At 70.3% G+C, this 26,312-nt stretch carries 19 protein-coding genes; 8 read left to right on the plus strand and 11 right to left on the minus strand.

The genetic code is table 11. The annotated features are described in order from the left end of the window. Positions 1 to 120: 120 nt before the first annotated feature. Complete coding sequence (locus OG883_RS25835; RefSeq protein ID WP_266549432.1) at positions 121 to 1,062, minus strand: EamA family transporter; 942 nt, start codon at positions 1,060 to 1,062, stop codon at positions 121 to 123. A 90-nt stretch (positions 1,063 to 1,152) separates the two neighbouring features. Between OG883_RS25835 and OG883_RS25840 the strand changes: the two genes are divergently transcribed. From OG883_RS25840 to OG883_RS25850, 3 genes are all read left to right on the plus strand, one after another. Further along, the gene (locus tag OG883_RS25840; RefSeq protein WP_266549434.1) at positions 1,153 to 2,064 is read left to right on the plus strand and encodes a LysR family transcriptional regulator; all 912 of its coding nucleotides are present in this window, start codon (positions 1,153 to 1,155) and stop codon (positions 2,062 to 2,064) included. Positions 2,065 to 2,533: 469 nt separating this feature from the next. Further along, complete coding sequence (locus OG883_RS25845) at positions 2,534 to 4,360, plus strand: glycoside hydrolase family 3 protein (protein WP_266545237.1); 1,827 nt, start codon at positions 2,534 to 2,536, stop codon at positions 4,358 to 4,360. A 162-nt stretch (positions 4,361 to 4,522) separates the two neighbouring features. After that, complete coding sequence (locus OG883_RS25850; protein ID WP_266545239.1) at positions 4,523 to 5,131, plus strand: hypothetical protein; 609 nt, start codon at positions 4,523 to 4,525, stop codon at positions 5,129 to 5,131. Positions 5,132 to 5,236: 105 nt separating this feature from the next. Here the strand turns inward: OG883_RS25850 and OG883_RS25855 are convergent, their stop codons facing one another. From OG883_RS25855 to OG883_RS25880, 6 genes are all read right to left on the minus strand, one after another. Next, the gene (locus tag OG883_RS25855; RefSeq protein WP_266545241.1) at positions 5,237 to 6,670 is read right to left on the minus strand and encodes a S28 family serine protease; all 1,434 of its coding nucleotides are present in this window, start codon (positions 6,668 to 6,670) and stop codon (positions 5,237 to 5,239) included. Positions 6,671 to 6,992: 322 nt separating this feature from the next. Further along, on the minus strand, positions 6,993 to 7,397 hold the full coding sequence (locus OG883_RS25860) for a hypothetical protein (RefSeq protein ID WP_266545244.1): 405 nt from the start codon (positions 7,395 to 7,397) through the stop codon (positions 6,993 to 6,995). A 95-nt stretch (positions 7,398 to 7,492) separates the two neighbouring features. Continuing rightward, the gene (locus OG883_RS25865; protein ID WP_266545247.1) at positions 7,493 to 11,245 is read right to left on the minus strand and encodes an ABC transporter ATP-binding protein; all 3,753 of its coding nucleotides are present in this window, start codon (positions 11,243 to 11,245) and stop codon (positions 7,493 to 7,495) included. Between the two features lie 116 nt (positions 11,246 to 11,361). Further along, entirely contained in the window at positions 11,362 to 12,285 is a 924-nt protein-coding gene (locus tag OG883_RS25870; RefSeq protein WP_266545250.1) for a serine hydrolase, read from the minus strand. 402 nt (positions 12,286 to 12,687) lie between these two features. After that, the gene (locus OG883_RS25875) at positions 12,688 to 13,614 is read right to left on the minus strand and encodes an RNA-guided endonuclease TnpB family protein (RefSeq protein ID WP_323181027.1); all 927 of its coding nucleotides are present in this window, start codon (positions 13,612 to 13,614) and stop codon (positions 12,688 to 12,690) included. A gap of 6 nt (positions 13,615 to 13,620) precedes the next feature. After that, positions 13,621 to 13,902 (minus strand): helix-turn-helix domain-containing protein, encoded by a 282-nt coding sequence (locus tag OG883_RS25880; protein ID WP_266535683.1) that lies wholly within the window; start codon positions 13,900 to 13,902, stop codon positions 13,621 to 13,623. A 26-nt stretch (positions 13,903 to 13,928) separates the two neighbouring features. On the opposite strand from OG883_RS25880, the gene tnpA reads away from it, so the two are divergent. Then, positions 13,929 to 14,345, plus strand: a complete 417-nt coding sequence (gene tnpA / locus OG883_RS25885) for an IS200/IS605 family transposase (RefSeq protein WP_266535681.1) — start codon at positions 13,929 to 13,931, stop codon at positions 14,343 to 14,345. A 63-nt stretch (positions 14,346 to 14,408) separates the two neighbouring features. Here the strand turns inward: tnpA and OG883_RS25890 are convergent, their stop codons facing one another. Further along, the gene (locus tag OG883_RS25890) at positions 14,409 to 15,395 is read right to left on the minus strand and encodes an esterase-like activity of phytase family protein (RefSeq protein WP_266545253.1); all 987 of its coding nucleotides are present in this window, start codon (positions 15,393 to 15,395) and stop codon (positions 14,409 to 14,411) included. A gap of 284 nt (positions 15,396 to 15,679) precedes the next feature. Here OG883_RS25890 and OG883_RS25895 point away from each other — a divergent pair, with 284 nt between their 5' ends. Continuing rightward, positions 15,680 to 17,716 carry a TerD family protein gene (locus OG883_RS25895; protein ID WP_266545256.1) on the plus strand — a complete coding sequence of 679 codons (2,037 nt, stop codon included), beginning with the start codon at positions 15,680 to 15,682 and terminating at the stop codon, positions 17,714 to 17,716. 138 nt (positions 17,717 to 17,854) lie between these two features. Here the strand turns inward: OG883_RS25895 and OG883_RS25900 are convergent, their stop codons facing one another. From OG883_RS25900 to OG883_RS25910, 3 genes are read right to left on the minus strand one after another with little or no spacing between them, the layout of a single operon-like run. Further along, entirely contained in the window at positions 17,855 to 19,540 is a 1,686-nt protein-coding gene (locus OG883_RS25900) for a thiamine pyrophosphate-binding protein (protein WP_266545259.1), read from the minus strand. Next, positions 19,537 to 20,505: an agmatinase gene (speB, locus tag OG883_RS25905; protein ID WP_266545262.1), complete on the minus strand. Its 969-nt coding sequence runs from the start codon at positions 20,503 to 20,505 to the stop codon at positions 19,537 to 19,539. The genes OG883_RS25900 and speB overlap by 4 nt, the downstream gene beginning before the upstream one ends. Positions 20,506 to 20,553: 48 nt before the next feature. Beyond that, positions 20,554 to 22,095, minus strand: a complete 1,542-nt coding sequence (locus OG883_RS25910; protein WP_266545265.1) for a sodium:solute symporter — start codon at positions 22,093 to 22,095, stop codon at positions 20,554 to 20,556. A 124-nt stretch (positions 22,096 to 22,219) separates the two neighbouring features. On the opposite strand from OG883_RS25910, the gene OG883_RS25915 reads away from it, so the two are divergent. The 3 genes from OG883_RS25915 (at position 22,220) to tesB (ending at position 26,286) form a co-directional block, all read left to right on the plus strand. Continuing rightward, the gene (locus tag OG883_RS25915; protein WP_266545268.1) at positions 22,220 to 24,124 is read left to right on the plus strand and encodes a PucR family transcriptional regulator; all 1,905 of its coding nucleotides are present in this window, start codon (positions 22,220 to 22,222) and stop codon (positions 24,122 to 24,124) included. Positions 24,125 to 24,223: 99 nt separating this feature from the next. Next, the gene (locus OG883_RS25920) at positions 24,224 to 25,381 is read left to right on the plus strand and encodes an acyl-CoA dehydrogenase family protein (RefSeq protein ID WP_266545270.1); all 1,158 of its coding nucleotides are present in this window, start codon (positions 24,224 to 24,226) and stop codon (positions 25,379 to 25,381) included. Between the two features lie 32 nt (positions 25,382 to 25,413). Beyond that, positions 25,414 to 26,286 (plus strand): acyl-CoA thioesterase II, encoded by an 873-nt coding sequence (tesB, locus tag OG883_RS25925; protein WP_266545273.1) that lies wholly within the window; start codon positions 25,414 to 25,416, stop codon positions 26,284 to 26,286. The last annotated feature ends 26 nt before the right edge of the window (positions 26,287 to 26,312 follow it).

Raw genomic sequence — 26,312 nt, forward strand, 5'->3', positions numbered from 1 at the left:
CGGTCCTGCCGAGTCAGTCGCAAGGCCGCGGTCGACCCGTGCGGTCCGGCGGAGCCGCAAGCCCGCAGGCGCCCCATGCGGTCCTGCCGAGGAGCCGCAAGACCGCAGGCGACCCGTGCCTCACGCATCGACGCGAGGCGCGCCCGCGATGTCCGGCGTCGACTGTGAAGGCTCCCTCCGCGGGCCGGCGGGCTTCCCGCTTCGGCCGCCGCGACCCGCCAGGGACGTCAGTGCCACCCCGCCCACCAGCAGCGCCGCCGCGCACCACCGCAGCGGGGTCACCGACTCGTCCAGGAACAGTGCTGCCGAGGACATGCCGAAGACCGGCACCAGCAGCGAGAACGGGGCCACGGACGAAGCCGGATAGCGGTGCAGCAGCCAGCCCCACACCCCGAAGCCGAAGATCGTGGTGATCCAGGCGACGTAGACGATGACGCCGACGCCCGTCCAGTCCAGCGACCGCAGCGCGGCCAGATCGCGGTCCGGGCCCTCGATGAGCAGAGACAGGGCAATCAGCGGGAGTACGGGGACGGTGCTCACCCACACCATGAAGTTCAGCGCGTCCGGCGGGGACGCCTTGCGGGTCAGGACGTTGGAGACGCCCCAGCAGGCCGCCGCCGCCACGCACAGAGTGAAGCCGAGGAGCGGGCCCGAGGTTCCCTCGTCGACCGCCGCGACCGCGATGCCCGACAGCGCGACGGCCATGCCCAGCACGCGGACCCTGCCCGGGCGTTCGCCCAGCGCCAGGAAGGCGAAGAGGGCCGTGAACACCGCCTGGATCTGGAGAATCAGCGAGGAGAGACCGGCCGGGGCTCCCCTGTCCATGCCCGTGAAGAGCAGGCCGAACTTGGCGACGCCCAGGGCCAGTCCGACCCCGACGATCCATTTCCAGGCGACCTTCGGGCGGCCGACGAAGAAGACGGCGGGCAGCGCCGCCGCCAGAAAACGCAGGGCGGAGAAGAGCAGCGGCGGAAAGTGGTCGAGGCCGATCTCGATGACGACGAAGTTGACTCCCCAGAGGGCGGCGACCAGGGCAGCGAGAGCGATATGAGCAGGGCGCATGGAGTCGAGCATCACCTCTCCCGACCATGTAGCACCAGCGCGGATTCCTTCATGATTGGATGAAGCGCTGCTAATGAAATGAGGGACACCGTGCTCGATCTCGCCCGGCTGCGCGCCCTGCACGCCGTCTCCGTGTACGGCACGGTCGGTGCCGCGGCCGCCGCCCTCGGCTACACCCCGTCCGCCGTCTCCCAGCAGATCGCCAAGCTGGAGCGGGAGACCCGTACGACGCTCCTCGAACGGCAGGGGCGCGGTGTCCGCCTCACCGACGAGGCACATCAACTGGCCGACACCGCTCAGCAGTTGCTGTCGATCGTCGAGAAGGCCGAGGTGCGACTGGAGGAACGGCGCGGGCTGCCCTCCGGACGGCTCGCCATCGGCTGCTTCGCCAGCGCCGCGCGTGGACTGATGCCCCAGGCCCTCGCCGAGCTCGCCCGCCGCCACCCCTCCCTCGACGCCCGGCTCTGCGAGGTCGACCCGCACCTTTCCATCGAACTGGTCGCGCGCGGCGTGATCGACCTGGCCGTCGCGCACGACTGGGACATCGCACCGATGCCCGCCCCGCCGGGTGTCGAGCAGGTCGTCATCGGGGACGACCTGTGCGATGTCCTGGTGCCGGCCGGTCATCCGCTGGCGGCCGAGGAGTCCGTACGGCGTGAGGACCTGAAGGACGAACGGTGGATCTCACAGCCGCCCGGCACGGTCTGCCACGACTGGCTGATGCGTACGCTGCGCGCGACCGGCTGCGAGCCGCGCATCGTCCACCAGGCCGAGGAGAACCACACCCAGGTCGCCCTCGTCGCCGCCGGCCTCGGGGTCGCCCTGGTTCCGCGGCTCGGCCGCGGTCTGTTGCCGGCCGAAGTGGCGACCGTGCGGCTGACGCCGATGCCGAAGCGGCGGTTGTGCGCCCTGTGGCGTACGGGAGCGGCGCGGCGGCCCGCCATCACCGAGACCGTACGCACGCTCCAAGAGCTCTGGCCAACCGTCGCCGCCCGCGCCTGAGCAGCCGAGGCCTCGCCGCCGGGGGAGCCTCGCCGCCGGGGCCTGGGCACCGAGTCGGAACGCCGGTCGGGACGTCGGCACCCTCGCCGATGGACGCGAATGGCGCCGACCGCACCTCCTGTGCATCTTCCGCACCATTTCCCCTGAAACACCGAATCGTGCGGAACCTGTGGCGATGCGGCCCCGTCCAAGGCCCGTGCTCCGGTGAGTCACCGCAGAGCGGTGTCGGCTCTCGCTGCTGGCCGCGATCGTCGACTCCCCTCTCCAGCCGCCTGCGGCCGGCAGCACGCCGCCACCGGTGCGCCCCCTTGAACTGCGCCGGTGGCGGCCCTCCGTCCCGGTGACGTTCCGCGCGCCGCGGGCGCTTTCTGTTGCCGCACCCTTGACCTGGCAGTAACTTTCGGGCTATCCGTGAGTCCTTGGAAGTTTCCTTCAACTCCCTTGTCGAGCAAGGCCGGAAGGAGCACCCATGCACGACCGGAGCCTCTCCAGACGTACCCTCCTCGCCGCGACCGCCGCCACAGCCGTGGCGGCGGGCACTGTCGCCGCCGCCTCACCCGCTGTCGCCCACGCCCCCCAGCCCTCCCACCACGCCCGCCTCAAGCGGCTCATCGCCCGGATGAGCCTGGAGGAGAAGGTCGGCCAGCTCTTTGTGATGCGGGTGTACGGACACTCCGCCACCGCCCCCGATCAGGCGGACATCGAGCTGAACCTCAAGGAAATGGGCGTCCGCACCGCCGCCGAACTGGTCGCCAAGTATCACGTCGGCGGCATCATCTACTTCGCCTGGGCACACAACACCCGCGACCCGCACCAGATCGCGGACCTCTCCAACGGGATCCAGCGGGCCGGGCTCGCCCAGTCCACTCCCGTACCGCTGCTGATCTCCACCGACCAGGAGCACGGCATCGTCGCCCGTGTCGGCAGGCCCGCCACCCTGATGCCCGGTGCGATGGCGCTGGGGGCGGGCGGGTCCCGCTCCGACGCCCGTACGGCCGCACAGATCGCCGGGGCCGAACTGGCCGCGATGGGCATCTGCCAGAACTACGCGCCGGTCGCCGACGTCAACGTCAACCCCGCCAACCCGGTCATCGGCGTACGGTCCTTCGGCGCCGACCCGCAAGCCGTCGCGGGCCTGGTCGCCGCCCAGGCCAGGGGATACCAGAGTGCGGGCATCGCCTCGACCTGCAAGCACTTCCCGGGACACGGTGACACCACCATCGACAGTCACACGGGCATCCCGGTCATCACGCACACCCGCGAGGAGTGGGAAAGTATCGACGCTCCGCCGTTCCGGGCCGCGATCGCCGCCGGGATCGATTCGGTCATGACGGCGCACATCCAGTTCCCCGCGCTGGATCCGAGCGACGACCCGGCCACGCTCTCCCGGCCCATCCTCACCGGCATCCTGCGCGAGGAACTCGGCTACGACGGAGTGGTCGTCACCGACGCGCTCACCATGCAGGGCGTACGGGACAAGTACGGAGACGACCGGGTCCCGGTGCTCGCACTCAAGGCGGGCGTGGACCAGCTGCTCAACCCGCCGGATCTGGTCGCCGCCCGGAACGGCGTCCTCGGCGCCGTCAAGAGCGGCGAGATCAGCGTGGCGCGCATCGAGGAGTCGATCCTGCGCATCCTCTCCCTCAAGGAGAAACTGGGCCTGTTCCGCGAGCCGTTCGTCTCCCACCGGGGTGTGGACCGCACCGTCGGCATCCGCTCGCACCTCGCCACCGCCGACCGGACCGCCGAGAGGACGACCACGCTGCTGGTCAACGAGGGAAGGCTGCTGCCACTGAGCCGCCGCAGGGAGCCCGGCCTCTTGGTCGTCGGCGCCGATCCCGCCTCGCCCTCCGGTTCGACCGGTCCACCGACGGCCGTGCTGGCGAAGGCGTTCACCGAACTGGGCTTCACCGCCACCGCGCTCTCCACCGGCATTACCCCGACCACCGCGAAGATCGACGAGGCGGTGGCGGCGGCCGGCGGCAAGGACGTGGTGATCGTCGGTACGTACAACGTCACGGCGGCCGCCGCCCAGCGCACCTTGGTGGCGCGGCTCGTCGCTACGGGCGTCCCCGTGGTCACTCTCGCCATCCGCAATCCGTACGACATCGCACAGTTGGGCGGGGTGCGGGCGGCGCTCGCCGCGTACTGCTGGACGGATGTCGAACTGCGGGCCGCCGCACGGGTCATCGCCGGCCGCGTGGACCCCGAGGGACGGCTGCCCGTTCCCGTACAGCGTGCGGATGATCCAACCCAAGTGCTGTATCCGATCGGCTACGGTCTGTCGTACGACTAGCGTACGCAGGCGTGCTGTGCGCCTGCAGCGCGCTCCCCCCAATCGTCCCGAAGCATCCCGTGCGTCTGGCGTGCGCCCGCCACGGCGGGTCACGCTTGACCCACTGACCGGGGGGTCGGTGGGGTCGGGTCGGGGGGTCGGATGCACGGAGAACGGCGAACCATGGGGGCGGTGAGCGCCCTGGTACTGGTACTTGCGGTGGTACTGGCGGTGGCGCTCACCGCCGGCTGTCAGCAGGCGACGGGGCACGTCGGCGCAGGGAGCAGCATCCAGAGCGTCACTCCCGCAGCCACGGGGTACGGCCTGGTGTTTCTGGGCCCGGGTGACTGCGGTTCGCGCGGCAGCGAGTTCCGTGAAGTGCCGTGCACCAGCGAGAAGGCGGCGGCCCGGGTGATCGCCCGGTACGACGGCCGGCGGGCGGCGGGCCCCGAGTGCCCCGCGGCCACCGACTTCGTCCTGCATGTCTCCGAGAACCGTCCGGCGGCCGACGAGAACGGCGACGGGAAGGTGGGGCAGGGCTACGCCTGTATGCGCAATCTGGAGCCGCCGCATCCGGGCGACCCCGGCGGGCCGTACACCGTCGTCGGCGACTGCGTCTACGAGGCCGGCCAGGGACAGGTGAAGGAGACGGCCTGCGACGGATCCGGCGCCCGGGACCCGCAGTTCACGGTGGCGTCGGCGGTACGCGGCAGGACGCAGTGCCCGTCGTCGACGGCGCTGTATGTCCAGCTGGGCGGGGAAAGGCCGGTGGGCTGCGCCCGCCGCGTGTGACCGTCACTGCGTGTGACGGTCACTCAACGGCGGCCACAGCCCACTCGGTTGCGGATCCGGAACGTCCGGACTGTCCGGGCTGACCGGGCTGACCGGGCTGACCGGCTACGGCCGCAGGGCCGGCTCCCGCTCGACGTCGCGCTTGTCGAGCTTCGCGTCGAACTTGCTCAGCGGCTTCGCCTTCGCCGGGTCCTCCTGGACGGCGGCCGGGGCGACGCCCGCCCACTTCAGGATCGAGGCGGTGGCCTTCGCCTTCTGCTCCGGCACCAGGCCGGCGACGTTCGCCCCGTGGTTGGCGCCGGGCGCGGTGTAGACGTAGCTGTCGCGGGTGCCCTTGCCGACCCGGAACGGCTCGGCGCCCCACGGGTCGTTCTCGCCGTAGACGAACATCATCCGACGGGCGTTGTGGCGGACCCAGTTGTCGACGTCGTCCATCACCCACGGCTTGAAGCGCATCGGGATCTCACGCGGCACGAAGTTCCGCGGCGGCTGGTACCCGTACCGGCTCAGCCCCTTGAGGTGCGGCTGCTGGATGTCCGGCGAGCCCAGCTCGGTGCCTGCCTGGTAGTAGTACGGCGTGTACGTCCCCAGGCCCTGGTCCGTGTAGAAGGAGAAGCCCGAGATCGCGTCGATGGAGTCGTAGATCTCCTGGTCGGTCGCGGTGGCCGCGGTGGGGATCGCCTCGCAGTCCGCCACCAGGCTGTACTGCCAGAAGCCCCAGGTGTAGTCGAGGACCACGGCCTCGTACGCCCTGTCGAGGCTTCCGATGGTCTTGAAGGTGTAGCCCTCGGCGGTCGCGGCCGCCCGGTACTTGGCCTCCAGCGGCGTGCGGCGCACCAGCGCCTCGCGCTGCACCGCGTTCAGCTTGTCGCGGCATTCCTTGGTGCCCACGCGCTCGAGGAAGCGGTCGTAGGCCGAGTCCTCCTTGTTCACCACGTCGTTGGGCGCGACGTAGGCGACGACGCCGTCCATGTCGTGGGGGTAGAAGCGCTCGTAGTAGGTGGCGGTCATGCCGCCCTTGGAGCCGCCGGTGGACAGCCAGTTCTTGGCGTAGATCTTCTTCAGCGCCTTGAACACGCGGTGCTGGTCGCTCGCGGCCTGCCGGATGTCGAGCTTGGACCAGTTGGCCGGGTCGGGCCGGGACGGCGTGAAGAAACGGTACTCCAGGGAGACCTGGTTGCCGTCGATGATCGCCGTCGGCTCACTGCGGCGCGGCGTGGTGTTCACGTTGTAGCCGGAGGTGAAGAAGACGGTGGGGCGGTTGGTGTCCTTGTGCAGCAGAGTGATCCGCTGCTTGAAGGTGCCCTTGCTCGGGTGCCGGTGGTCGACCGGCTGTGTGTAGTTGAGGACGAAGAACCGGTAACCCGCGTACGGCTTCTCCTCGATGAGACTCATGCCCGGGATCGCGAGGATCCGGTCCTTGATGTCCGTGCCGGTCGTCGGCTCGGCGGCGGTAGCCGCACCGGCCGTCGCGCCGGCCGCACTCATCGTGCCTATGAGCACCACGAGCGACAGCAGCCATCTGAGCGCCTTGCGCATTCACCCTCCCCTTGATTCACCAGCGGTCGCGGTGAACCTAGCGGGGGCAATGCCCGGCCCGCCAGCCCCAGTTGAGTCCGGCTACGGAAAGATCCGGAATCGGACCCCGGATCGGGATGCGGTTCGGGATGCGGTTCGGGCTCCGGTCCGGCTCGGCTCGGGAGCTCGGGGTCGGGCCCCGGATCAGGGTCCGGCTCGGCTCGGGCTCCGGGGCCGCGGCTCGGGGTCGGGTCCCGGATCAGGGTCGGGCTCGGCTCGGGGGTCGGGCTCGAGGTTGAGATGCGGGCCGCGGCTCGGGGTCAAGGTGCGGGCCGGGCTCGTCTCAGCAGAGGACCCAGCCGGTCGAGCGCTTGACGCCGGAGACCGATCCGGTCGCGCGTACGCAGCGGTCACGGGCGGGCACGGTGACGGGCCCGGCCTGGCGGGTGAAGCGTCCGCTGTCCATGGCGGGGCGGCCGCCGCGGGCCTGGAGGGAGACGAGCATGGCGCGCCTGGCCCCCGGCTTCCTGGCGACGGTGACGGCGCAGGCGTACTGCCGGCTCTTGTAGATGCGCAGCTCGCCGGTGGTGAACTTGACGGTCTTCAGATGCCGTCCGGCACACTGCACGGCCGCATCGGCGCGCTGGGTGCCGGGCCCTGCGAGGGCGAGGGTGGCCACGACCGTGAGCACGGCGAGCCCCCGTGCGAGAAGCCGCCCGAGTCTCCTGCTCTCCGCCTCACCGAACACGCGTGTCCCCCCTTGCCACTGTTCCGTACATGCGTACGACGCATCTGGGTCCCGAATGGTTGCGACGCCGTCGTCTTCCTCTCACCGCGGCTTCCTCACACCGCGGCGGGCTCGTCCTCCCCTATGAACGTCCGCCACAGCGTCGCGTACCGTCCGCCAAGCGCCAGCAGTTCGTCGTGCGTGCCGTCCTCCGCAACGCGCCCGGCGTCCATCACGACCACCCGGTCCGCGCGGGCCGCCGTGGTGAGGCGGTGGGCGACGACCAGGGTGGTGCGGCGGCCCGTGAGGCGGTCCGTGGCCTGGTTGACCTGGGCCTCGGTGGCCAGGTCGAGCGCTGCGGTCGCCTCGTCGAGCAGCAGGATGTCGGGGTCGACCAGTTCGGCACGGGCCAGGGCGATCAGCTGGCGCTGGCCCGCCGAGAGGTTGCGGCCGCGTTCGGAGACCTCGTGGAGGTAGCCGCCGTCGAGGGTGGCGATCATGTCGTGGGCACCGACGGCGCGGGCCGCGGCCTCCACCTCGGCGTCACTCGCGCCGGGTCGACCGTAGGCGATGGCGTCCCGGACCGTGCCGACGAAGAGGTACGCCTCCTGGGGAACGACGCCCAGGCGGTGCCGGTACGCCGTCAGATCCAGGTCGCGCAGGTCCGTGCCGTCCGCCGTGACCCGGCCGCTGGTGGGGTCGTAGAACCGCGCGACCAGCTTGACCAGCGTCGACTTGCCCGCGCCGGTCTCGCCGACGAAGGCGACGGTCTGGCCGGCCGGGATCCGCAGGTGGATGCCGGTGAGGGCCTCCTCGGGCTTCTCCGCGGTCCCGTAGGCGAAGTCGACGTTCTCGAAGGCGATCTCGCCGCGCAGCGAGCGCACATCGACGGGATCCTTCGCCTGGGCGGTCGAGGTCGGCTCCTGGAGCAGTTCCTGGATGCGCCCCAGCGAGACGGTGGCCTGCTGGTAGCCGTCGAACACCTGGGAGAGCTGCTGCACGGGCGCGAAGAACAGATCGATGTAGAGGAGGTACGCCACCAGCGCGCCGGTGGTGAGGGTGCCGGCCTCGACCCGGCCCGCACCCACGATCAGTACGGCCGCCGCGGCCACCGACGCCAGCAGCTGGACGAAGGGGAAGTAGACCGAGATCAGCCACTGGCCGCGGACCCGGGCCTGGCGGTAGCTGTCGCTGCGGGCGGTGAACCTGCCCACGCCGTCGCGCTCGCGCCGGAACGCCTGGACGATCCGCAGCCCGGACACGGACTCCTGGAGGTCGCCGTTGACGACACTGATGCGCTCACGGGCCAGTTCGTACGCCTTGACGCTCTTACGGCGGAAGAAGTACGTGCCGACGATCAGGACCGGCAGGGTGGCGAAGACCACCAGCGCCAGCTGTACGTCGAGGACGACCAGGGCGACCATGATGCCGAAGAAGGTGACGACCGAGACGAACGCGGTGACCAGACCCGTCTGCAGGAACGTCGACAGGGCGTCCACGTCCGTCGTCATCCGGGTCATGATCCGGCCGGTCAGCTCACGCTCGTAGTAGTCGAGTCCGAGCCGCTGGAGCTGCGCGAAGATCTTCAGACGCAGGGAGTAGAGGACCCTTTCGCCGGTACGGCCCGTCATCCGGGTCTCGCCGATCTGCGCCACGAACTGCACGGCCACCGTCGCCAGCCCGAGGGCCGAGGCCGCCCACACCGCGCCGAGCGCCAGTTCCGTGACGCCCTCGTCGATGCCGTACCGGATCAGGATCGGAAGCAGCAGACCCATGCCCGCGTCGAGTGCGACCAGCAGAAGGCTGACGAGCAGCGGCAGGCCGAAGCCGCGCAGCAGCCGGCGCAGCCCGTACGCGTCCTCGGAGTGCACGGCCCGTGCCTCGTCGACGTCAGGGGTGCCGTCGGCCGGGGGAAGCGCCTCGACCTGGGCGAGCAGTTCGGGGGTGGCGCCGGGGGCGGCCGACTCCTCGGCGTTCTCCTCGCGCTCCCACAGTCCGGGGGTGATGCCGCGCTCGGCGTCGAACTCGGCGTCGAGCTCGTCCCGTACGGTCTGGTCCTCCGTGCCGTCCCCTTCACGCAGGCCCGCCGGCGGGGTGTGGCCGGGCGAGACGCCGCCCAGCTCGTCCGGGTCGGTCAGCAGCCGCCGGTACAGGGCGGAGCGCCGCTCCAGCTCCTCGTGCGTACCGATGTCGGCGAGGCGTCCGGCGTCGAGCACGGCGATGCGGTCGGCGAGGCCGAGGGTGGAGCGGCGGTGGGCGATGAGCAGGGTCGTACGCCCGGCCATGACCTGCCGCAGCGCCTCGTGGATCTCGTGCTCGACGCGCGCGTCGACGGCGGAGGTGGCGTCGTCGAGGAGGAGCAGCCGCGGGTCGGTGAGGATCGCGCGGGCCAGCGCGATGCGCTGGCGCTGGCCGCCGGAGAGGGTGAGCCCGTGCTCGCCGACCTTGGTGTCGTAGCCGTCCGGCAACTCGGCGATGAAACGATCCGCCTGCACGGTGCGCGCCGCGGTCTCGATCTCCTCGTCGGTCGCCTCCGGCCGTCCGTACGCGATGTTCGCGCGCACGGTGTCGGAGAAGAGGAAGCTGTCCTCCGGGACGAGTCCGATGGCCGCCCGCAGCGAGTCGTAGGTCAGCTCGCGCACATCGTGGCCGCCGACGAGGACCGCGCCGTGCTCCACGTCGTAGAAGCGGGGAAGCAGCAGCGACACGGTGGACTTGCCGCTGCCGGAGGAGCCGACGACCGCGACGGTCTCGCCGGACCGGATCTCGAGCGAGAAGCCGTCGAGGACGGGGCGTTCCCGGTCGTACCCGAAGGTGACGTCGTCGAACTCGACGGTGGCGGGCGCGTCCGCCGGGAGCTCCTTCGTACCCTCCCGCAGTGTCGGCTCGGTGTCGATCAGCTCCAGTACGCGGTCCACGCCGGCCCGCGCCTGCTGCCCCACGGTCAGCACCATGGCCAGCATCCGGACGGGTCCGACGAGCTGCGCGAGATAGGTGGAGAAGGCGACGAACGTACCGAGGGTGATCTCGCCGCGGGTCGCCAGCCAGCCGCCGAGCGCGAGCATCGCGACCTGCCCGAGGGCGGGGACGGCCTGGAGGGCGGGGGTGTATTTCGAATTGAGCTTGATGGTGCGCAGCCGGCCCGCGAAGAGCTTGCGGCCGACCTCGCGCAGCTTGCCGGTCTCCTGCTCCTCCTGCCCGAAGCCCTTGACGACGCGTACGCCGGAGACGGCGCCGTCGACGACGCCCGCGACGGCGGCGGCCTGGCTCTGCGCGTACCAGGTGGCGGGGTGCAGCCGGGTGCGGCTGCGTTTGGCGATGACCCACAGGGCCGGGGCTACGGCGAGGGCGATCAGGGTCAGCGGCGGCGACAGCCACGCCATGATCACCAGGGAGATGACGAAGAGCAGGATGTTCCCGATGGTCATCGGGAGCATGAAGAGCAGGCCCTGGATGAGCTGGAGGTCGCTGGTGGCGCGGCCCACGACCTGCCCGGTGGAGAGTTCGTCCTGGCGTCGTCCGTCGAGGCGGGTGATCGTCCGGTACATGTCCGTACGGAGATCGTGCTGGACGTCGAGCGCGAGGCGGCCACCGTAGTAGCGGCGGATGTAGGTGAGGACGTAGACGGCGAGCGCGGCCGCGATCAGCAGCCCCGTCCAGAGTGCGAGCGGGCGCTTGTCGTCACCGATGACGTCGTCGATGACCACCTTGGTGACGAGCGGGACGAGGGCCATGACGGCCATGCCGGCCAGGGAGGAGCCGAGCGCGAGCACCACATTGCGCCGGTACCGCCAGGCGTAGCCGGACAGGCGCCGTGCCCACCCTCCCCCGGACTCCGTCCGAGGGGACCCCGAGCTCTCGGCCGCCACGTAGTGCCTCCCGTTTCTGTTCTGATCTACCGGAAGGCACCAACGCGGCGAGCAGCGGATTTCATCCCGCTGCAACAAACACAGGTCTCAGGTCCTGGGCGGGTCCTCCCCCGGTCCTAGGACTGGGGGACCGCCGGGTGCTCCTCTTTCGGGGTGGCGGGCGGCACGAAGGAGGTTTTGGCGGGCGCGGCCGGGTTGAGGTCCTTGTGAATCGCGCGGGCGACGGCCTGGATGGTGTTGACGCCGTCGTTCATGGTCTTGTTCCCGTGGGTGAGCACGGTGACCCGGTAGTCGTGCTTGGTCCCCGTGAACGCGCCGATGCTGTGGACGCGCCAGCCGTGGGTGGCGCGCGACAGCCAGCCGTTCTTGACGTGGATCGTCGCGGTGGCGGGGGCGCCTGCCGGGGTGCCCCAGCGTTGGGAGGAGATGACCTTGCCCATGAGCTTGAGGATGTAGGCGCGGGCGTTGTCGCTCAGCACGGCGTTCTTGGCGGTGATCAGGCCGAGGAGCTTCTGCTCGTCGCGCACGGTGATCTGCGTGAGCCCCCAGTAGCCGCCGGATCCCGGCACGGTCTGGGTCATGCCGGCGGCCTTGAGGAAGCCCTTGACCTTGGTCGGGCCGAGCTGCTTCCACAGGGTGCTGGTGGAGGCGTTGTCCGACTTGGTGATCATGGCTGTGGCCAGGTCGGACTCACGCTTGGTCAGCTTGCGGTCGGTCTTCTTCGCGTCCCAGAGCAGCGCCGCGAGGACGGTCGTCTTGACCACGCTCGCGGAGTCGTACTTCTGATCGCCGCGCAGGGTGCAGGTGGTGTTGGTCTTCCGGTCGTGGAGACCGACGGCCACGGTGCCCTTGCGGTTCTTGAGCGCTGCGGTGATGTCCTTGGTCAGCCGGTCGGCGAGGCCGGCCTTGGCCGACGTGCACGTGACCTGCGGTGCGGCGGCCGTGGCGGGCGCGGCACCGACAGCGAGTGGCACGAGCAGCCCGGCGGCGAGGACCGCGGCGGAGGCACGTGTGCGGCCCGGTATTCGATGGTGAGGCATGGAGGCTTTCCCGTCCCCTGTGGTCTGTGACGGGGTGCGTCGGTAGGGCACCCTGCCACAGATGACTCACCAGTGGCCAAAAAGTTGTATGTGGGGTACGGCTCAGTGATGCGAATCGATCCGGTTCGATGATCCGGTTCGGTGATCCGGTTCGGTCACCCGGTTCGGTGATCCGGTCAGTGGTGGGGCAGCCGTACCGTCATCCGGTACAGCCGGGTGATCTGTTTGACCTCCTCCGATCGCCCTGAAGGGCGTGGATTCTCCGCCTGCGGGTGGTCACCCGTTTGGGAGACCACCCGCTTCGGGTGGGTTCCTGCTTCCTCCCCACCGGAGTGGGGCTTGTGCGCGCTGCCGGGCTGCTGCCTGGTCTTACATGCGCTCCGCAGGCGTTTACTCGCGCCGTTACCGGCGTGAGGCCCCCAGTCCAGGGGTGGGTGGTTGTGCCGCTGCGAGGATGCGGCGGCCTTCATACTTGACGTTCCGTCCGGCGTTCCAGTCCCGGTCGTGCCGGGTTCCGCAGTTGCCGCAGGTCCATTCCCGGATGTGCAGGGGCTTGGGGCCGTCGCGGAATCCGCAGGCGGAACATATCTGGGAGCTGGGGAAGTCGCGGGCGACCTTGACGAACTTCCGTCCGTGCCGGATCGCCTTGTACTCGCAGAACATCAGGAACTGGGACCAGCCCGCGTCGTGCACGCTTTTGGCCAGGCGGCCACGCGCCATTCCACGCACGTTCAGGGTCTCCGCGAAGACAGCTTGGTTTTCGCTCGTCAGCCTGTGAGACCACTGGTGGTGGAAGTTCCGGCGCGCATCCGCCACCTGGGCGTGAGCGCGGGCGACCTTGATTCGGGCCTTGTCCCGGTTGTTCGACCCCTTCTTTTTCCGCGACAGTTCCCGCTGCCGCTTCTTCAGCTTCTTCTCCGCCCGCCGCAGGTACTTTGGTGAGGCGATGTGCGAACCGTCCGCGAGGACCGCGAACCGGGTCAGGCCCAGGTCGATGCCCTGGTCACAATCAGCTGGCGGAAGGATGTCGGCGGCCGGGTCGGTCTCGACCACGAAGGAGGCCCAGTACCTCCCGGATCGGTCCTTGATCAGCGTCACGCTCGACGGGACGGAGGGTAGATCGCGGGTCCACTTGACCCGCACGTCTCCGATTTTCGGCAGCCGGAGCTTGCCATCACCGAGGATCTTGAACCGGTCGGAGGCGGTGAATCGGGCGGACTCCCGATTGTCCTTCTTGGACTTGAAGCGCGGCAGGGCAACCTTGGGGCCCTTGCGGTTGCCGGTCTTGGAGTCCTCATACGCGGCCCACGCCTTGTCCAGGTCCCTCAGCGTCTGCTATAGCACACCGACCGGGGCATCGGACAGCCAGGCCCGCTCCTGGGTCTTCTTCGCGGTGGTGATCAGTTCCTTGGACAGGTCCGGGTTCTTCGGGACCCGCAGGTAGGGGCCCTCGGCGGTCCGCCGGCGCGGGTTGCCGAGCAGCTTGTTCGACGCCTTGACCGGCTTGATCCGGGACAGTGCATCGTTCCAGACCACGCGCTTGCACCCGAACACCCGGCGGGCGTTGATCGCCTGAGCGGGCGTCGGGGAGACGCGGTACTGGTAACGGAGTTGCATGCCAATCACCGTACTACAGTTGGGTTATGGCCGAGTATCAGAACATCCGCACTGGCAGACACTGCATTTTCCTCATGCACGCCCACTTGGTCTTTGTGACGAAGTACCGGCACCACGTCTTCACCGACCGGCACCTGACCCGCATGGAAGAGATCATGCGGGCCGTGTGCGCGGACTTCGAGACCGAGCTGACCGAGTTCAACGGCGAGTCCAACCACGTACATCTGCTGGTGAGCTTCCCGCCCAAGGTCGCCGTATCGAAACTGGTCAACTCCCTCAAGGGCGTCTCCTCCCGCCGACTCCGTCAGGAGTTCCCCGACCTCGTGCAGCACTACTACCGGGCCAACAAACTCTGGTCTGGCTCCTACTTCGCCGGGTCAGTCGGCGGAGCGCCCCTGGCAATCGTCCGCCGGTACATCGAGAACCAGAACCGTCCGCTGTGATCTGCGGGTCAGAGCAGGATTGAGAAGCGATTCCCTACCGGGCTGAAGCCCGGTACCCCCTCGCTAGATCCTGGTGGCGTTCTGGTTGTCGTCACTGGCCAGCAGGAGGCGGAGACGGCCGCCGGGAGCGTGCGAGGTGACGGCCAGGGCCTCGATGTTGTCGAGCAGCGGATTGGGCTGGGGCTGCTTGGCCGGGGCCCCGAGAGAGGGGCAGTCGGCGATGTCGGCGAGGAGGGTCTTGCGCACCAGCCGAGAGCTGCCGTCGAGGTACTGGACGGACCCGACATCCGTGGCACGGCGCAGATCGGTGAGATAGAGCCGCACGGTATTGCCGGTCCCGGCCGTGAACCCGCGCTCGAGAACGAGGAGCCGCCCGTCGCCGGTGGCAGTGGCCTCGCTGATCCCGAGCCCGGTGTCGGCGCGGTAGCCGTACTGCGCGGAGAGCCGGAAGTCGTGGGCGGGCCCGTACCGCCGCCAGGTCTGCAGCCGCACGATCCCGGCACCGTCACCGGCGAGCGCCCCCTCCATGGCGGCGACGAGGGTCCGCCCGCCGGGCTGCAGGGTCAGCCCTTCGAAGGTCAGGTTCCGACCGGCGCGCCCGCCGGGGGCGACCCGCAGCACCGGAGGCACAGGCAGGCTGCCGAGCAACGTCCCGTCGGAGGCGTAACGGCGTACGGAGGGCTCGCTCTCGGAACTGACCAGCCGGCTGCCGTCCCGCTCGACGACGAGCCCCTCGGAGTCCAGCTGGGCACCGCTCTCGTCGGCGAGGGGCACTACGGTGCGCGGCGCATACGTCTGCGCGTCCAGCGTGAACAACGCCGAACGATCGGAGAGCGCGGCGACCCGGCCATGGCGGTCGACGGCGAGAGCGGAGAGGTTCCCGACGAAGGTGCCCTGGAACTCGGTCTTGTCGAGCACGTCGGAGTAGCCGTCGACGGCCACGCGGGACGAGCAGGCACGAGGGCCGGCCGCCGCGGGCCCGACGGCGGTCAGGCACGTGACGACGGCCAGCCCGGCGGTGACGGAGGCGAGTACGTTTCGCAGGCGCATGGCGTCACGTTAGGACGCCATGGGTTGAGCCCGGGCCGACTTCACGTGAACGATCGACCGGCTCCCTCCGGAGATCTTCGGTTCCACCGGCCGAAGCCCTGAACCACGTCGCAGTCGGTCCGTGCCTGCGTTCTCATCCACACCGGTCTGCACATCATCTCCTCACACAGCCACTGCGAGCGCTACCGTTCACTTCGCGCACACCGAGTGCGCACGACGTTACAGATCGACATGCTGCGGCTGCCCGGGCATGCCCGGACGCGGCTGAGCGTCTGGGGGACTGCATGCGCGAGATGGCCAAGGGCTCCAATGTCGGCCTGGCGGCTCTGAGCGATGACGCCGGTTCGGTGATGGTGAGTCTGCGCTGGAGCAGTGCGGCGGGGGACGGGGACGCGGATGTGTCCGTACTGCTGCTGGACGGCAACGGCAAGGTGCGCAGCGACGCCGACTTCTTCTTCTACAACAACCCCGCCGCAGCCGACGGCAGCGTGCAGCTGTTGGGCAAGACACCGACCGACAGCGGCAGCGAAGACCGCATCAGCCTCGATCTGACCGCAGTTCCCCCGGAAGTTGAACGCATTGTTGTGGCAGCGAGTCAGTACGGCGGCTCCTGCTTCGGTGAACTGGACGACCTGCGGGTGACACTCGCCGACCGTAGCGGCGAGGCTCTGCTCGGATTTTCCATCGCCGACGCAGGCGTGGAGAGCGCATTCCTCTTCGGTGAGCTGTACCGGCGGGACGAGGAGTGGAAGTTCCGGGCGATCGGCCAGGGCTACGAGACCGGTCTGGCGGGTCTGGCCACCGACTTCGGCATCGACGTCGACGACGAGAGCGATGACGATGCGGCGCAGGAACCCGCGGCGGGGCCGGCACCGAAGCCCGAAGAACAGTCGCCGACTGCCGCGTCGCCGGTGGCCGTCCCGGCACAGGCAGTACGCGAGGCACCGTCGTCCGACGTGGAGCCGACGACGCGCGCCCGTGGCCCCCGTACCACGAAGAAGAAGGTCACGCTGCCCAAAGTGGCCAAGAAATCCCTCGCCGAGAACGACTCGTGGAAGCCTGCGCGACTCTTCCCCGCGCCGTCGCTCAAGAGCGACAAGGAGCGCGAGCTGCGGGCCACTTCCGTTCTGCTCTCGGTGATGGCCGAGGTGCCGGAGTTCGGGCGGCGGCTCACCGCTGCCTTCGGCGCACCGGCCGGTCGTATGCAGACCTTCACCGAGGTCACGCTGCCGCACGGTGACACCCCCAAGCGCCCGGACGGTGTGATCCGTGTGGAGCGGGCGGGCAAGCTGTGGACCGCTCTGGTCGAGACGAAGACCAATGGCAACCCGCTCAAGTCGGATCAGGTCCAGAACTACATGGACATTGCCGCCCGGCGCGGCTACGAGGCCGTCATCACGCTCTCCAACGACGTGGCGCTGGAAGGCAGTCCACTGGTGGACATCAGGACCGACGGACGGCGCAAGCACAAGGTAGCCCTGTGGCACTTGTCCTGGGCCGAGGTGGCACATCAGGCGCAGATGCTGATCCGCCACGAGGGTGTCGTCAATGCGGCCCACGCGTGGCTCCTGCAGGAACTGCTGCACTACCTTCAGCACGAGAACTCCGGCTGCCACGGCTTTCAGAACATGGGCCCGGCATGGGTGCCCGTACGAAACGGCATCGATACGGAGACTCTCTGCCAGGGAGACCAGCGGGCCGTCGAGGTCGTCGAAAGCTGGGAGCGTCTCATCCGCCAGGTCTGCCTGCGCCTGGGCGGTGAACTCGGCCAGAAGGCCCTGCCCGTACAACGTGCCAAACGCGGATCCGATCCCCACTCCCGGCGAGCCGTACTCGCCGACCGGCTGTGCGAGGAAGGCCGTCTGACCGCCGAGGTGCGCATCGAGGGCACGCCCGGCGTTCTCGCCATCACCGCCGACCTACGGACCGGCAAACTGCGCACGTCCATCGAAGTCCCGGCTCCCGAAGGGAGTTACCCCCTCACCTCGGCCAAGCGCCTCGTTCGCCTGCTGTCCGAGGCACCGGCGGACCTCCACGTGGAAACGCTCGTCGAGGGCCGCAGCGGCCCGCGCGGAACCCTGGAGCGGCTACGCCCCGAACCGGCCGACATGCTCCCCAAGGACAGCACCCGCATCACCGGCTTCCGGCTGTCCTTGTTCAAAGGCATGGGCGCCACTCGCGGTAGCGCCGAATCCGGGTTCATCCGCAGCGTCGACGAGGCTGTGGACAGGTTCTACGCAAGCGTTGTCGCCAGCCTGACCCCCTTCGAACGACGCCCCGCACGTCCGTCGCAACCCACGGAACCGGCTCCGGTCGGCTGATCCACGGGAGTGGGCCCTGGCACGGGAGCGTTGTCGCCGGCCGAAGCCCTGAGCGGACCTGTGGCCCCGCCACTCTCGGGGGAGGGAGCGACGGGGCCACAGGGGTCAGGGGGCACAGGGGTCAGGGGGGCACGGGGGTCAGAGGTGCGTCGGCGCGAACATGCGCAGGAGGGCCGGGAGCACCACCACCGACGGGCCCGGGGTCCCCAGTGCCTTCGCGAGGTCCTCGGACAGGGACTCCGGAGTCGTACGGACCGCCGGGACCCCGAAGGACTCCGCCAGCGCCACGAAGTCCGGGCGCGACAGCTCCGTCGCCGTCGCCTCGCCGAACGCGTCCGACATGTACTCGCGCAGGATGCCGTAGCCGCCGTCGTCCACGATCAGCCAGGTGACGGGGAGTTCGTACTGCTTGGCCGTGGCGAGCTCGGCGATCGAGTACATCGCTCCGCCGTCGCCGGAGACCGCGAGGACGGGACGCGTACGGTCCGCCGCCGCAGCTCCCAGCGCCGCCGGGAAGCCGTAGCCGAGGCCGCCCGCGCCCTGGGCGGAGTGCATGGTGTTCGGGTGGCGGGCGTCGAAGGCGGACCAGGCCCAGTACGCCAGGATCGTCATGTCCCAGAAGCTGGGCGACGTGGCGGGCAGCGCCTCGCGGACCGAGGCCAGCACCTGCTGTTCCAGCGTGAGGTCCTGGGCCGCGATGCGCTCGCGGACCTGGGTGAGGACCGTGCGTACGCGCTCCGCCGCCGTCGGGTCCGGGCGCTCCGCCACGGACTCCAGCAGCGCGGAGACGGCCGGCCGCGCATCCGCGTGGATACCGAGGCCGGGGTGGTTGGACTCCAGTTTGCCGAGGTCCGCCTCGATCTGGATCACCCGGCCGCGCGGTGCGAACGTGTGGTAGTTCGAGGAGAGTTCACCCAGGCCGGAGCCGACGACCAGCAGGACATCGGCGTCCTCGAGGAAGTCCGTGGTGTGGCGGTCCTCCATCCAGGACTGGAGCGACAGGGGGTGCGTCCACGGGAACGCGCCCTTGCCGCCGTACGTGGTGACGACCGGCGCGTTGATCCTCTCCGCGAGAGCGCGCAGCTTGCCGGACGCGTCGGAGCGTACGACTCCGCCGCCCGCGATGATCGCCGGGCGGGCGGCGTTCGACAGCAGATGCGCGGCCACCGCGGTCAGCTCGGGGCGGGGGTGCAGCTCGCGCGGGGTGGCGTCCATCGCCGTGACCACCGGCAGGGTCGTCGTAGCGAGCAGCACGTCCTGCGGGATCTCCACCCAGACCGGGCCGTGCGGGGCGGTGAGGGCCGATTCCCAGGCCGCGGCGATCGCCGAAGGGATCTGCGAGGCTGTACGGACGGTGTGCACGGACTTCACGATGCCGCGGAACGAGGCCTGCTGGTCGCGCAGTTCGTGGAGGTAGCCGTGGCGGCCGCCGCCCAGGCCCGCGGTCGGGACCTGGCTCGAGATGGCGAGGACCGGCGCGGACGCCGCGGCCGCCTCCTGGAGCGCGGCGAGCGAGGTGAGCGCGCCCGGTCCGGTGGAGAGCAGCAGCGGGGCGACCTCGCCGGTGATCCGGCCGTACGCGTCGGCGGCGAAGCCCGCGTTGTTCTCGACGCGCAGTCCGACGTACTCCAGCGAGGAACGGCGAAGGGCGTCGAACATGCCCAGCGCGTGCTGGCCGGGCAGCCCGAAGACCGTGGTGGCACCGAGGCCGTGCAGCGTCTCGACGACGAGGTCTCCGCCGTTGCGGCCGGCCGGAGGGGCGAGCGCCGCCGCGGTCTGCTCCGCCGTGAGGCGGGGCGTCTCATGGTGGTGGTCGTGCGTCACTTCGCGCGTGCCTTTGCAATCTGGCGGGACATGATCGTGGTCAGCTCGTACGCCGTGTGGGAGGCGGCGACCGAGGTGATCTCGGCGTGGTCGTACGCGGGCGCGACCTCGACGACATCGGCCGAGACCAGGTTGCAGGAGGACAGCCCGCGCAGGATCTCCAGGAGCTCGCGGGAGGTCATGCCGCCCGCCTCCGGGGTGCCGGTGCCCGGGGCGTGGGCCGGGTCGAGGCAGTCGATGTCGATGGAGATGTACAGCGGGCGGTCGCCGATGCGCTGGCGGAGCTGGTCGGCGACCTCGTCGGCGCCGCGCCGGTAGACGTCGGCGGAGGTGACGATGCCGAAGCCCATCTTCTCGTCGTCGGTCAGGTCCTGCTTGCCGTACAGCGGACCGCGGATACCGACGTGGGAGAGCGCCTCGGTGTCGAGGATGCCCTCCTCGACGGCCCGGCGGAACGGGGTGCCGTGGGTGTACTCCGCGCCGAAGTACGTGTCCCATGTATCGAGGTGTGCGTCGAAGTGGAGCAGCGCGACCGGGCCGTGCTGCTTCGCGACCGCGCGCAGCAGCGGAAGCGCGATGGTGTGGTCGCCGCCGAGCGTCATCATCCGTGCACCGGTGCCGAGCAGGTCGTCGGCCGCGGCCTCGATCGTCTCGACGGCCTCGTTGATGTTGAACGGGTTGGCGGCTATGTCGCCCGCGTCCGCGACCTGCGCGAGCGCGAAGGGCGAGGCGTCCTGCGCCGGGTTGTACGGGCGCAGGAGCCGGGATGCCTCGCGGATCGCATTGCCGCCGAAGCGCGCCCCGGGACGGTAGGAGACCCCGGAGTCGAAGGGAACGCCGACCACGGCGACATCGGCACGGCCGACCTCGTCGAGCCGGGGCAGCCGCGCGAACGTCGCGGGTCCGGCGTACCGCGGGATGCGGGACGAGTCGACGGGGCCGCGCGGCTGTTCGTTGCTGCTCATGTTCTGCCTTCTTTCCTACGCTTCGTTGCGTTTCGTTTCGTTTCGACTTTAGCTGGGCACGGAGGCGGGCTCGGCCGCCCCCGCCTCTCCGGCAGCGCCGTCCGCTCCGGTCTCCCCTGTCTCCCCGGCCGCTTCCTCGCCGCCGCGTCCCGACAGGCGCTCCCGCCAGTTCGCCAGGACCGCCGCATCCGTCGGGCGGGTGGTCAGGCTGACGATCACGTACGCCGCGAGCGAGGACAACAGGCCGTAGTAGACGGGCTCGTTGGCCAGGACCGAGTACTGCCACATCATGGCGATCACGACCAGGCCGCCGACGATCACTCCGGCCAGGGCGCCGTGGACCGTGCCGCGCTTCCACAGCAGACCGCCCAGGATGGGCACCAGCAGACCGCCGACGAGCAGGTCGTACGCCACGGTCAGGCCTTCCAGCACGGTGTCGAGCTGGATCGCGATGACGATCACGGCGACGCCCATGATGAGGATGAACGCCCGGTTGCCCTTGACCTCGTCGCGGTCCGTCCCGGCCCCCTCCCCGCCTTCGCCGTCACCTCGGGGGGCGACGGCGCCGCGCAGCCGGGCCCAGATGTCGTTGTTGGCGACGGTGGCGGAGGCGATCAGCGCGCCGGAGGAGGTCGACATCACCGCGGCGAGGGCGGCGGCCAGCACCAGCCCCCGTACGCCGACGGGGAGCTCTTCCTTGACCATGGTGGCGAAGGCGTTCTCGGGGTTGTCCAGCTTCGGGAAGAGGACCTTCGCCGCCGTGCCGATGACGGCGCCGGCGAGTGCGTAGATCAGACAGTACGTACCGGCGACGGTGCCGCCCCAGCGCGCGGTCCTGTCGCTGCGCGCGGTGAACACCCGCTGCCAGATGTCCTGTCCGATCAGCATGCCGAAGGTGTAGATCAGGACATACGTGAAGATCGTCTCGCCGCCGATGCCCAGCGGGTCGAAGTACTCGGTGGGCAGCTTGGCCTTCATCTCGCCGAAGCCGCCGGCCTTGACGATCGCGATGGGCAGCAGGAGCAGCAGCACACCGATCGTCTTGACGACGAACTGCACCATGTCGGTGAGGGTGATCGACCACATGCCGCCGAGCGTGGAGTACGCGACCACGATCGTGCCGCCGAGGACGATCGCCCAGGTGCGGTCCACCTCGAAGAGCACGTTGAAGATCGTCGCGTACGCGATCGTGGAGGTGACCGCGAGCATCAGGGTGTACGCCCACATCACGATGCCCGAGATGAGTCCGGCCTTGCCGCCGTAGCGCAGGTCGAGCATCTCCGAGACGGTGTAGACCTTCAGCCGGGCGATGCGCGCGGAGAAGAACACGGAGAGGGCGAGCAGGCCCAGGCCGATGGTGAAGACCATCCACGCGCCGGAGAGGCCGTACTGGTAGCCGAGGCCGACGCCGCCGATGGTGGAGGCGCCGCCCAGGACGATGGCGGCCATGGTGCCGGAGTACATCCAGGGGCCGAGCCGGCGGCCCGCGACCAGGAACTCGCTCTTGGACTTGGCGCGGCGCATGCCCCACCAGCCCATGCCGAGCATGCCGGCCAGATAGACGACGATCACTGCGTAGTCGACAGCCATCGGCTTCCTCCGTCTCGTCCCCCGAGGTCTCGAGTCCTTGTCCGAACCGACGGTAGGTGGCCGGAAAGCATCGCTGAAGTGTACGTTTCATCCATTCTTCATTCCGCTGATGGATGGACTGTCCATGCCGGAGCCTGTAGCCGCCCCACCCACGCCGCCGATCCCGCTGGCCGCGCTTCTCTCCCTCGAGGAACTCGGGCTGCGGCAGATCGCCGGACCGGCGGGGGCGGGCGAGTGGGGTGAGCCGGGAGTCGTTGTGCACTGGGTGCACACCTCCGAGATGGAGGATCCGTATCCCTATCTGCTCGGCGGTGAGCTGCTGCTGAGTTCCGGCTTCTTCCTCCAGGACGCCGAGGACTCCGACACGTATGTCTCGCGCATCGTGCAGGCGGGCGCGGCGGCGCTCGGCTTCGGGGTCGCGCCCGTCCATGACACGGTGCCGCGCGCGCTGATCGAGGCGTGCGACCGCTACGGGCTGCCGCTGGTCGAGGTTCCGCCGAGGACGACGTTCACGGCGGTCGCGCGCGCGGTGTGGCGGCTGATGTCGCAGGCCCGCCTGCGCGAGCTCCGCCGGGTGACCGATGCCCAGCAGGGCCTGGCCGCGGCGGCGGCCCGCCCGGACCCGGTCCCGGCGGTGCTGCACCAGCTGGCGGTGCGTCTTGGCGGCCGGGCGGTCCTGCTCGGCCCGGACGGCACGGAACTGCACGCAGCGGGCCGCGCGCCGGGTCCGGAGGCGGCGGGGGGCCTGCGGCGCCTGGCGCATGTGGTGAACCCGCCACCGAACCCGCCACCGAACCGGCCACCGGCGGGCACCGCGGAGGACGTCCCCCGCCCCGCCCCCTCCCGAAACGAGGGGAGCCCCCTCGAACCCCCCGGGCCCCCCGGCCCCCACGCGCCCGCGCCGCGGCGCGGACCTGCGGACGGCGCGGGCTCCAGCGGCGCGGGCTCCAGCGGCGCGGGCTCCGGCGGCGCGGGTTCCAGCGGCGGCGCGAAGCAGGCGCCGCACGGGCCCGCGGGCTCCGCCCCGGCCGGCGGTGCGGCAGGCGGTCGCGTCCCGGTCGGCCCGCCCGCCCGCACCACGGGCACCGCGGCCGGCGCAGCCGGGGCCACAGGCAGGGCGGCCGCAGGCGGCGCAAAACAGGCGCCGCGCATGACCGGAGGGCCGGCCTCGGGTTCCGGGAAGGGCGGCCCGCGGGAGGCGAGCAGGGCCGCGCCCGCTTCCGCCACCGACAGTGTCGGCGGCGCCCAGCTCTCCGCCTACGCCCTCGGCGGCAGTCAGGGCCTCACCCTCGGGCTCGCCACCCCCTCCCGCGAGCCCGGCGATCACACCGTCGCCGGGGTCGCCGTCGTGCTGCTCTCGTTGCTGACCGCACCGAACCAGGGCGCGGACGCCACCGGCCGCAGCGCCGCGCTCGTACGCCTCCTGCTCGGCGCGACCCCCGCCGAGGCGGCTCCCCTGCTGGGGCCCGAGCGGTGGACCGTGGTCCACGCGCGCGCCGAGCGCCGTACCTCCTCCACCACCGCCGCGCTCTCCGCCGCCGCGCTCGGCGCCGCCCTCGGCAGTGTGCTCGTCGATCCGGACGCGGACGGAGCCGTACGGATCCTCCTCCCGGCCGACCGGCCGGTGACCGCCCAGCCCGGCTGGATCCTCGGCGTGAGCGCCCCCGCCGGCCCCGAGGAGCTCGCCGACGCCGACGGCCAGGCGGCCAGGGCGGTCCGCCGGGCCGCCGCGACGCGCACGGCCCTGGTCGGGCACCGCGACACCTCGCTGGCCGGGCTGCTCCCTCCCGAGGAGGCGGACGCCCACGCCCGTACGCTCCTCGCCCCGCTCGCGGGCTCCCCCGCCCTGATCGAGACCCTGCGCACCTGGCTCTCGCTGCACGGCAGTTGGGACCGTACCGCCGCCGCGCTGGAGATCCACCGCAACACCGTGCGCCAGCGGATCGCCCGCTGCGCGACCCTCCTCGACGAGAACCTCGACGACGCGGACGTACGCATGGAGCTCTGGTTCGCGCTGCGCCGGCTGTGACGAGCACGACCGTCCAACACCCTGGACAGGCTCTGTGACCGCCGGGTAACTTTTTCTGAGCAAGCGCTTAGACAAAACTTTGACGAGGAGGGCGACCCCGTGCGCCGTACCGTTTTCAACGAGGACCACGAGGCGTTCCGGGAGACCATCCGGGCCTTCATCGAGGCCGAGGTCGTCCCCGTCTACGACGAGTGGTTCGCGGCCGGCCAGGCGCCCCGCGACTTCTACTACAAGCTCGGTGAGCTGGGCGTCTTCGGCATCAACGTCCCCGAGGAGTTCGGCGGCGCGGGCCTGGACACGCACAAGTTCGAGGCCGTGCTCTACGAGGAGACCTCGCGCGCGGGCGTCAACTTCGGCGGCTCCGGCGTGCATGTGCTGCTCGCCCTGCCGTACATCAAGCTGCTCGCCACCGACGAGCAGAAGAAGGCCTACCTGCCGAAGTTCGTCACCGGCGAGGAGATGTGGGCGCTGGCGATGACCGAGCCGGGCACCGGCTCCGACGTCGCGGGCATGAAGACCACGGCCAAGCTCTCGGAGGACGGCACGCACTACGTCCTCAACGGCGCCAAGACCTTCATCACCGGTGGTGTGCACGCCGACCGCGTGATCGTGTGCGCCCGCACCTCCGCCCCGCGTGAGGACGACCGCCGCTTCGGCATCTCGCTGTTCGCGGTGGACACCAAGTCGCAGGGCTACTCGGTCGGCCGCAAGCTGGACAAGCTCGGCCTGCGCACCTCCGACACCGCCGAGCTGGCCTTCGTCGACGTCAAGGTCCCCGTCGAGGACCTGCTCGGCGAGGAGAACAAGGGCTTCTACTACCTCGGCCAGAACCTTCCCTCCGAGCGCTGGGGCATCGCGTTCGGTGCGTACGCGCAGGCCAAGGCCGCCATCCGGTTCGCCCAGCAGTACGTGCAGGACCGCACGGTCTTCGGCAAGCCCGTCGCCTCCTTCCAGAACACCAAGTTCGAGCTGGCCGCCTGCCAGGCCGAGGTGGACGCCGCCGAGGCCGTTTCCGACCGCGCCCTGGAGGCCCTGGACGCGGGCGAGCTGTCCGCCGCGGAGGCCGCGTCCGCGAAGCTGTTCTGCACCGAGGTCGCGCACCGCGTCATCGACAAGTGCCTCCAGCTGCACGGCGGCTACGGCTACATGAACGAGTACCCGATCGCACGCCTCTACGCCGACAACCGCGTCAACCGCATCTACGGCGGCACCAGCGAGGTCATGAAGTCGATCATCGCCAAGTCCATGGGCCTGTAAGCGGTTACCGGTAAGGCGATTACCTTCCTCCCATGAGCGAAGCACTTGACGACCTGCTCGATCTGCTCGACCTGGAGCAGATCGAGCAGGACATCTTCCGGGGCCGGTCCCGCTCCGCCGTCGTACCGCGCGTCTTCGGCGGGCAGGTGGCCGCCCAGGCCCTGGTCGCCGCGGGCCGCACCGTCCCCGAGGACCGTACGGCGCACTCCCTGCACGCGTACTTCCTGCGCATGGGCGATCCGGGCGCGCCGATCGTCTACACGGTCGACCGCATCCGCGACGGCCGCTCCTTCACCACACGCAGGGTCGTCGCCGTCCAGCACGGCCAGCCGATCTTCCATCTCTCGGCGTCGTTCCAGACGTACGAGGAGGGGTTGGAGCACCAGACGGCGATGCCTGCCGCGCCCGCCCCGGAGACGCTGCCGACGGCGGCCGAGAGCCTTCCGCGGTACGCGGACCTCTTCACCGACCCCGGCACGGTCGACCGGCTGCTCGAGGCGCGGGCCGCGGTCGATCTGCGCTACGTCGACGCTCCGCCGTACGCCAGCGCCGGACAGCCGCGCGAGCCGCGCTCGCAGGTGTGGTTCCGGGCGAACGGCAAGCTCGCCGACGATCCGCTGCTGCATGTCTGCCTCGCGACGTACGTCTCCGACATGACGCTGCTCGACTCGGTGCTGCTCGCGCACGGGCGCGGCGGCTGGGCGGTCGGCGACGTGGTGGGCGCCTCGCTCGACCACGCGATGTGGTTCCACCGGCCGTTCCGGGCCGACGAATGGCTGCTGTACGACCAGGAGTCCCCCTCGGCGTCCGGCGGCCGGGGGCTCGGGCAGGCCCGGATCTACACGCAGGACGGGCGGCTGGCGGTCTCCGTCATCCAGGAGGGCGTCGTTCGCGTACCCCACTGACCGGACACATTCGCGTACCCCACTGA

It is taken from the genome of Streptomyces sp. NBC_01142, from assembly GCF_026341125.1.
GTDB lineage: Bacteria > Actinomycetota > Actinomycetes > Streptomycetales > Streptomycetaceae > Streptomyces.

Coding starts and splice junctions, on each gene's coding strand:
- OG883_RS25835 (WP_266549432.1), bottom strand. CDS start 1,062: ATGCGCCCTGCTCATATCGCTCTCGCTGCCCTGGTCGCCGCCCTCTGG.
- OG883_RS25845 (WP_266545237.1), top strand. CDS start 2,534: ATGCACGACCGGAGCCTCTCCAGACGTACCCTCCTCGCCGCGACCGCC.
- OG883_RS25850 (WP_266545239.1), top strand. CDS start 4,523: ATGGGGGCGGTGAGCGCCCTGGTACTGGTACTTGCGGTGGTACTGGCG.
- OG883_RS25855 (WP_266545241.1), bottom strand. CDS start 6,670: ATGCGCAAGGCGCTCAGATGGCTGCTGTCGCTCGTGGTGCTCATAGGC.
- OG883_RS25870 (WP_266545250.1), bottom strand. CDS start 12,285: ATGCCTCACCATCGAATACCGGGCCGCACACGTGCCTCCGCCGCGGTC.
- OG883_RS25880 (WP_266535683.1), bottom strand. CDS start 13,902: ATGCAACTCCGTTACCAGTACCGCGTCTCCCCGACGCCCGCTCAGGCG.
- tnpA (WP_266535681.1), top strand. CDS start 13,929: ATGGCCGAGTATCAGAACATCCGCACTGGCAGACACTGCATTTTCCTC.
- OG883_RS25890 (WP_266545253.1), bottom strand. CDS start 15,395: ATGCGCCTGCGAAACGTACTCGCCTCCGTCACCGCCGGGCTGGCCGTC.
- OG883_RS25895 (WP_266545256.1), top strand. CDS start 15,680: ATGCGCGAGATGGCCAAGGGCTCCAATGTCGGCCTGGCGGCTCTGAGC.
- speB (WP_266545262.1), bottom strand. CDS start 20,505: ATGAGCAGCAACGAACAGCCGCGCGGCCCCGTCGACTCGTCCCGCATC.
- OG883_RS25910 (WP_266545265.1), bottom strand. CDS start 22,095: ATGGCTGTCGACTACGCAGTGATCGTCGTCTATCTGGCCGGCATGCTC.
- OG883_RS25915 (WP_266545268.1), top strand. CDS start 22,220: ATGCCGGAGCCTGTAGCCGCCCCACCCACGCCGCCGATCCCGCTGGCC.
- tesB (WP_266545273.1), top strand. CDS start 25,414: ATGAGCGAAGCACTTGACGACCTGCTCGATCTGCTCGACCTGGAGCAG.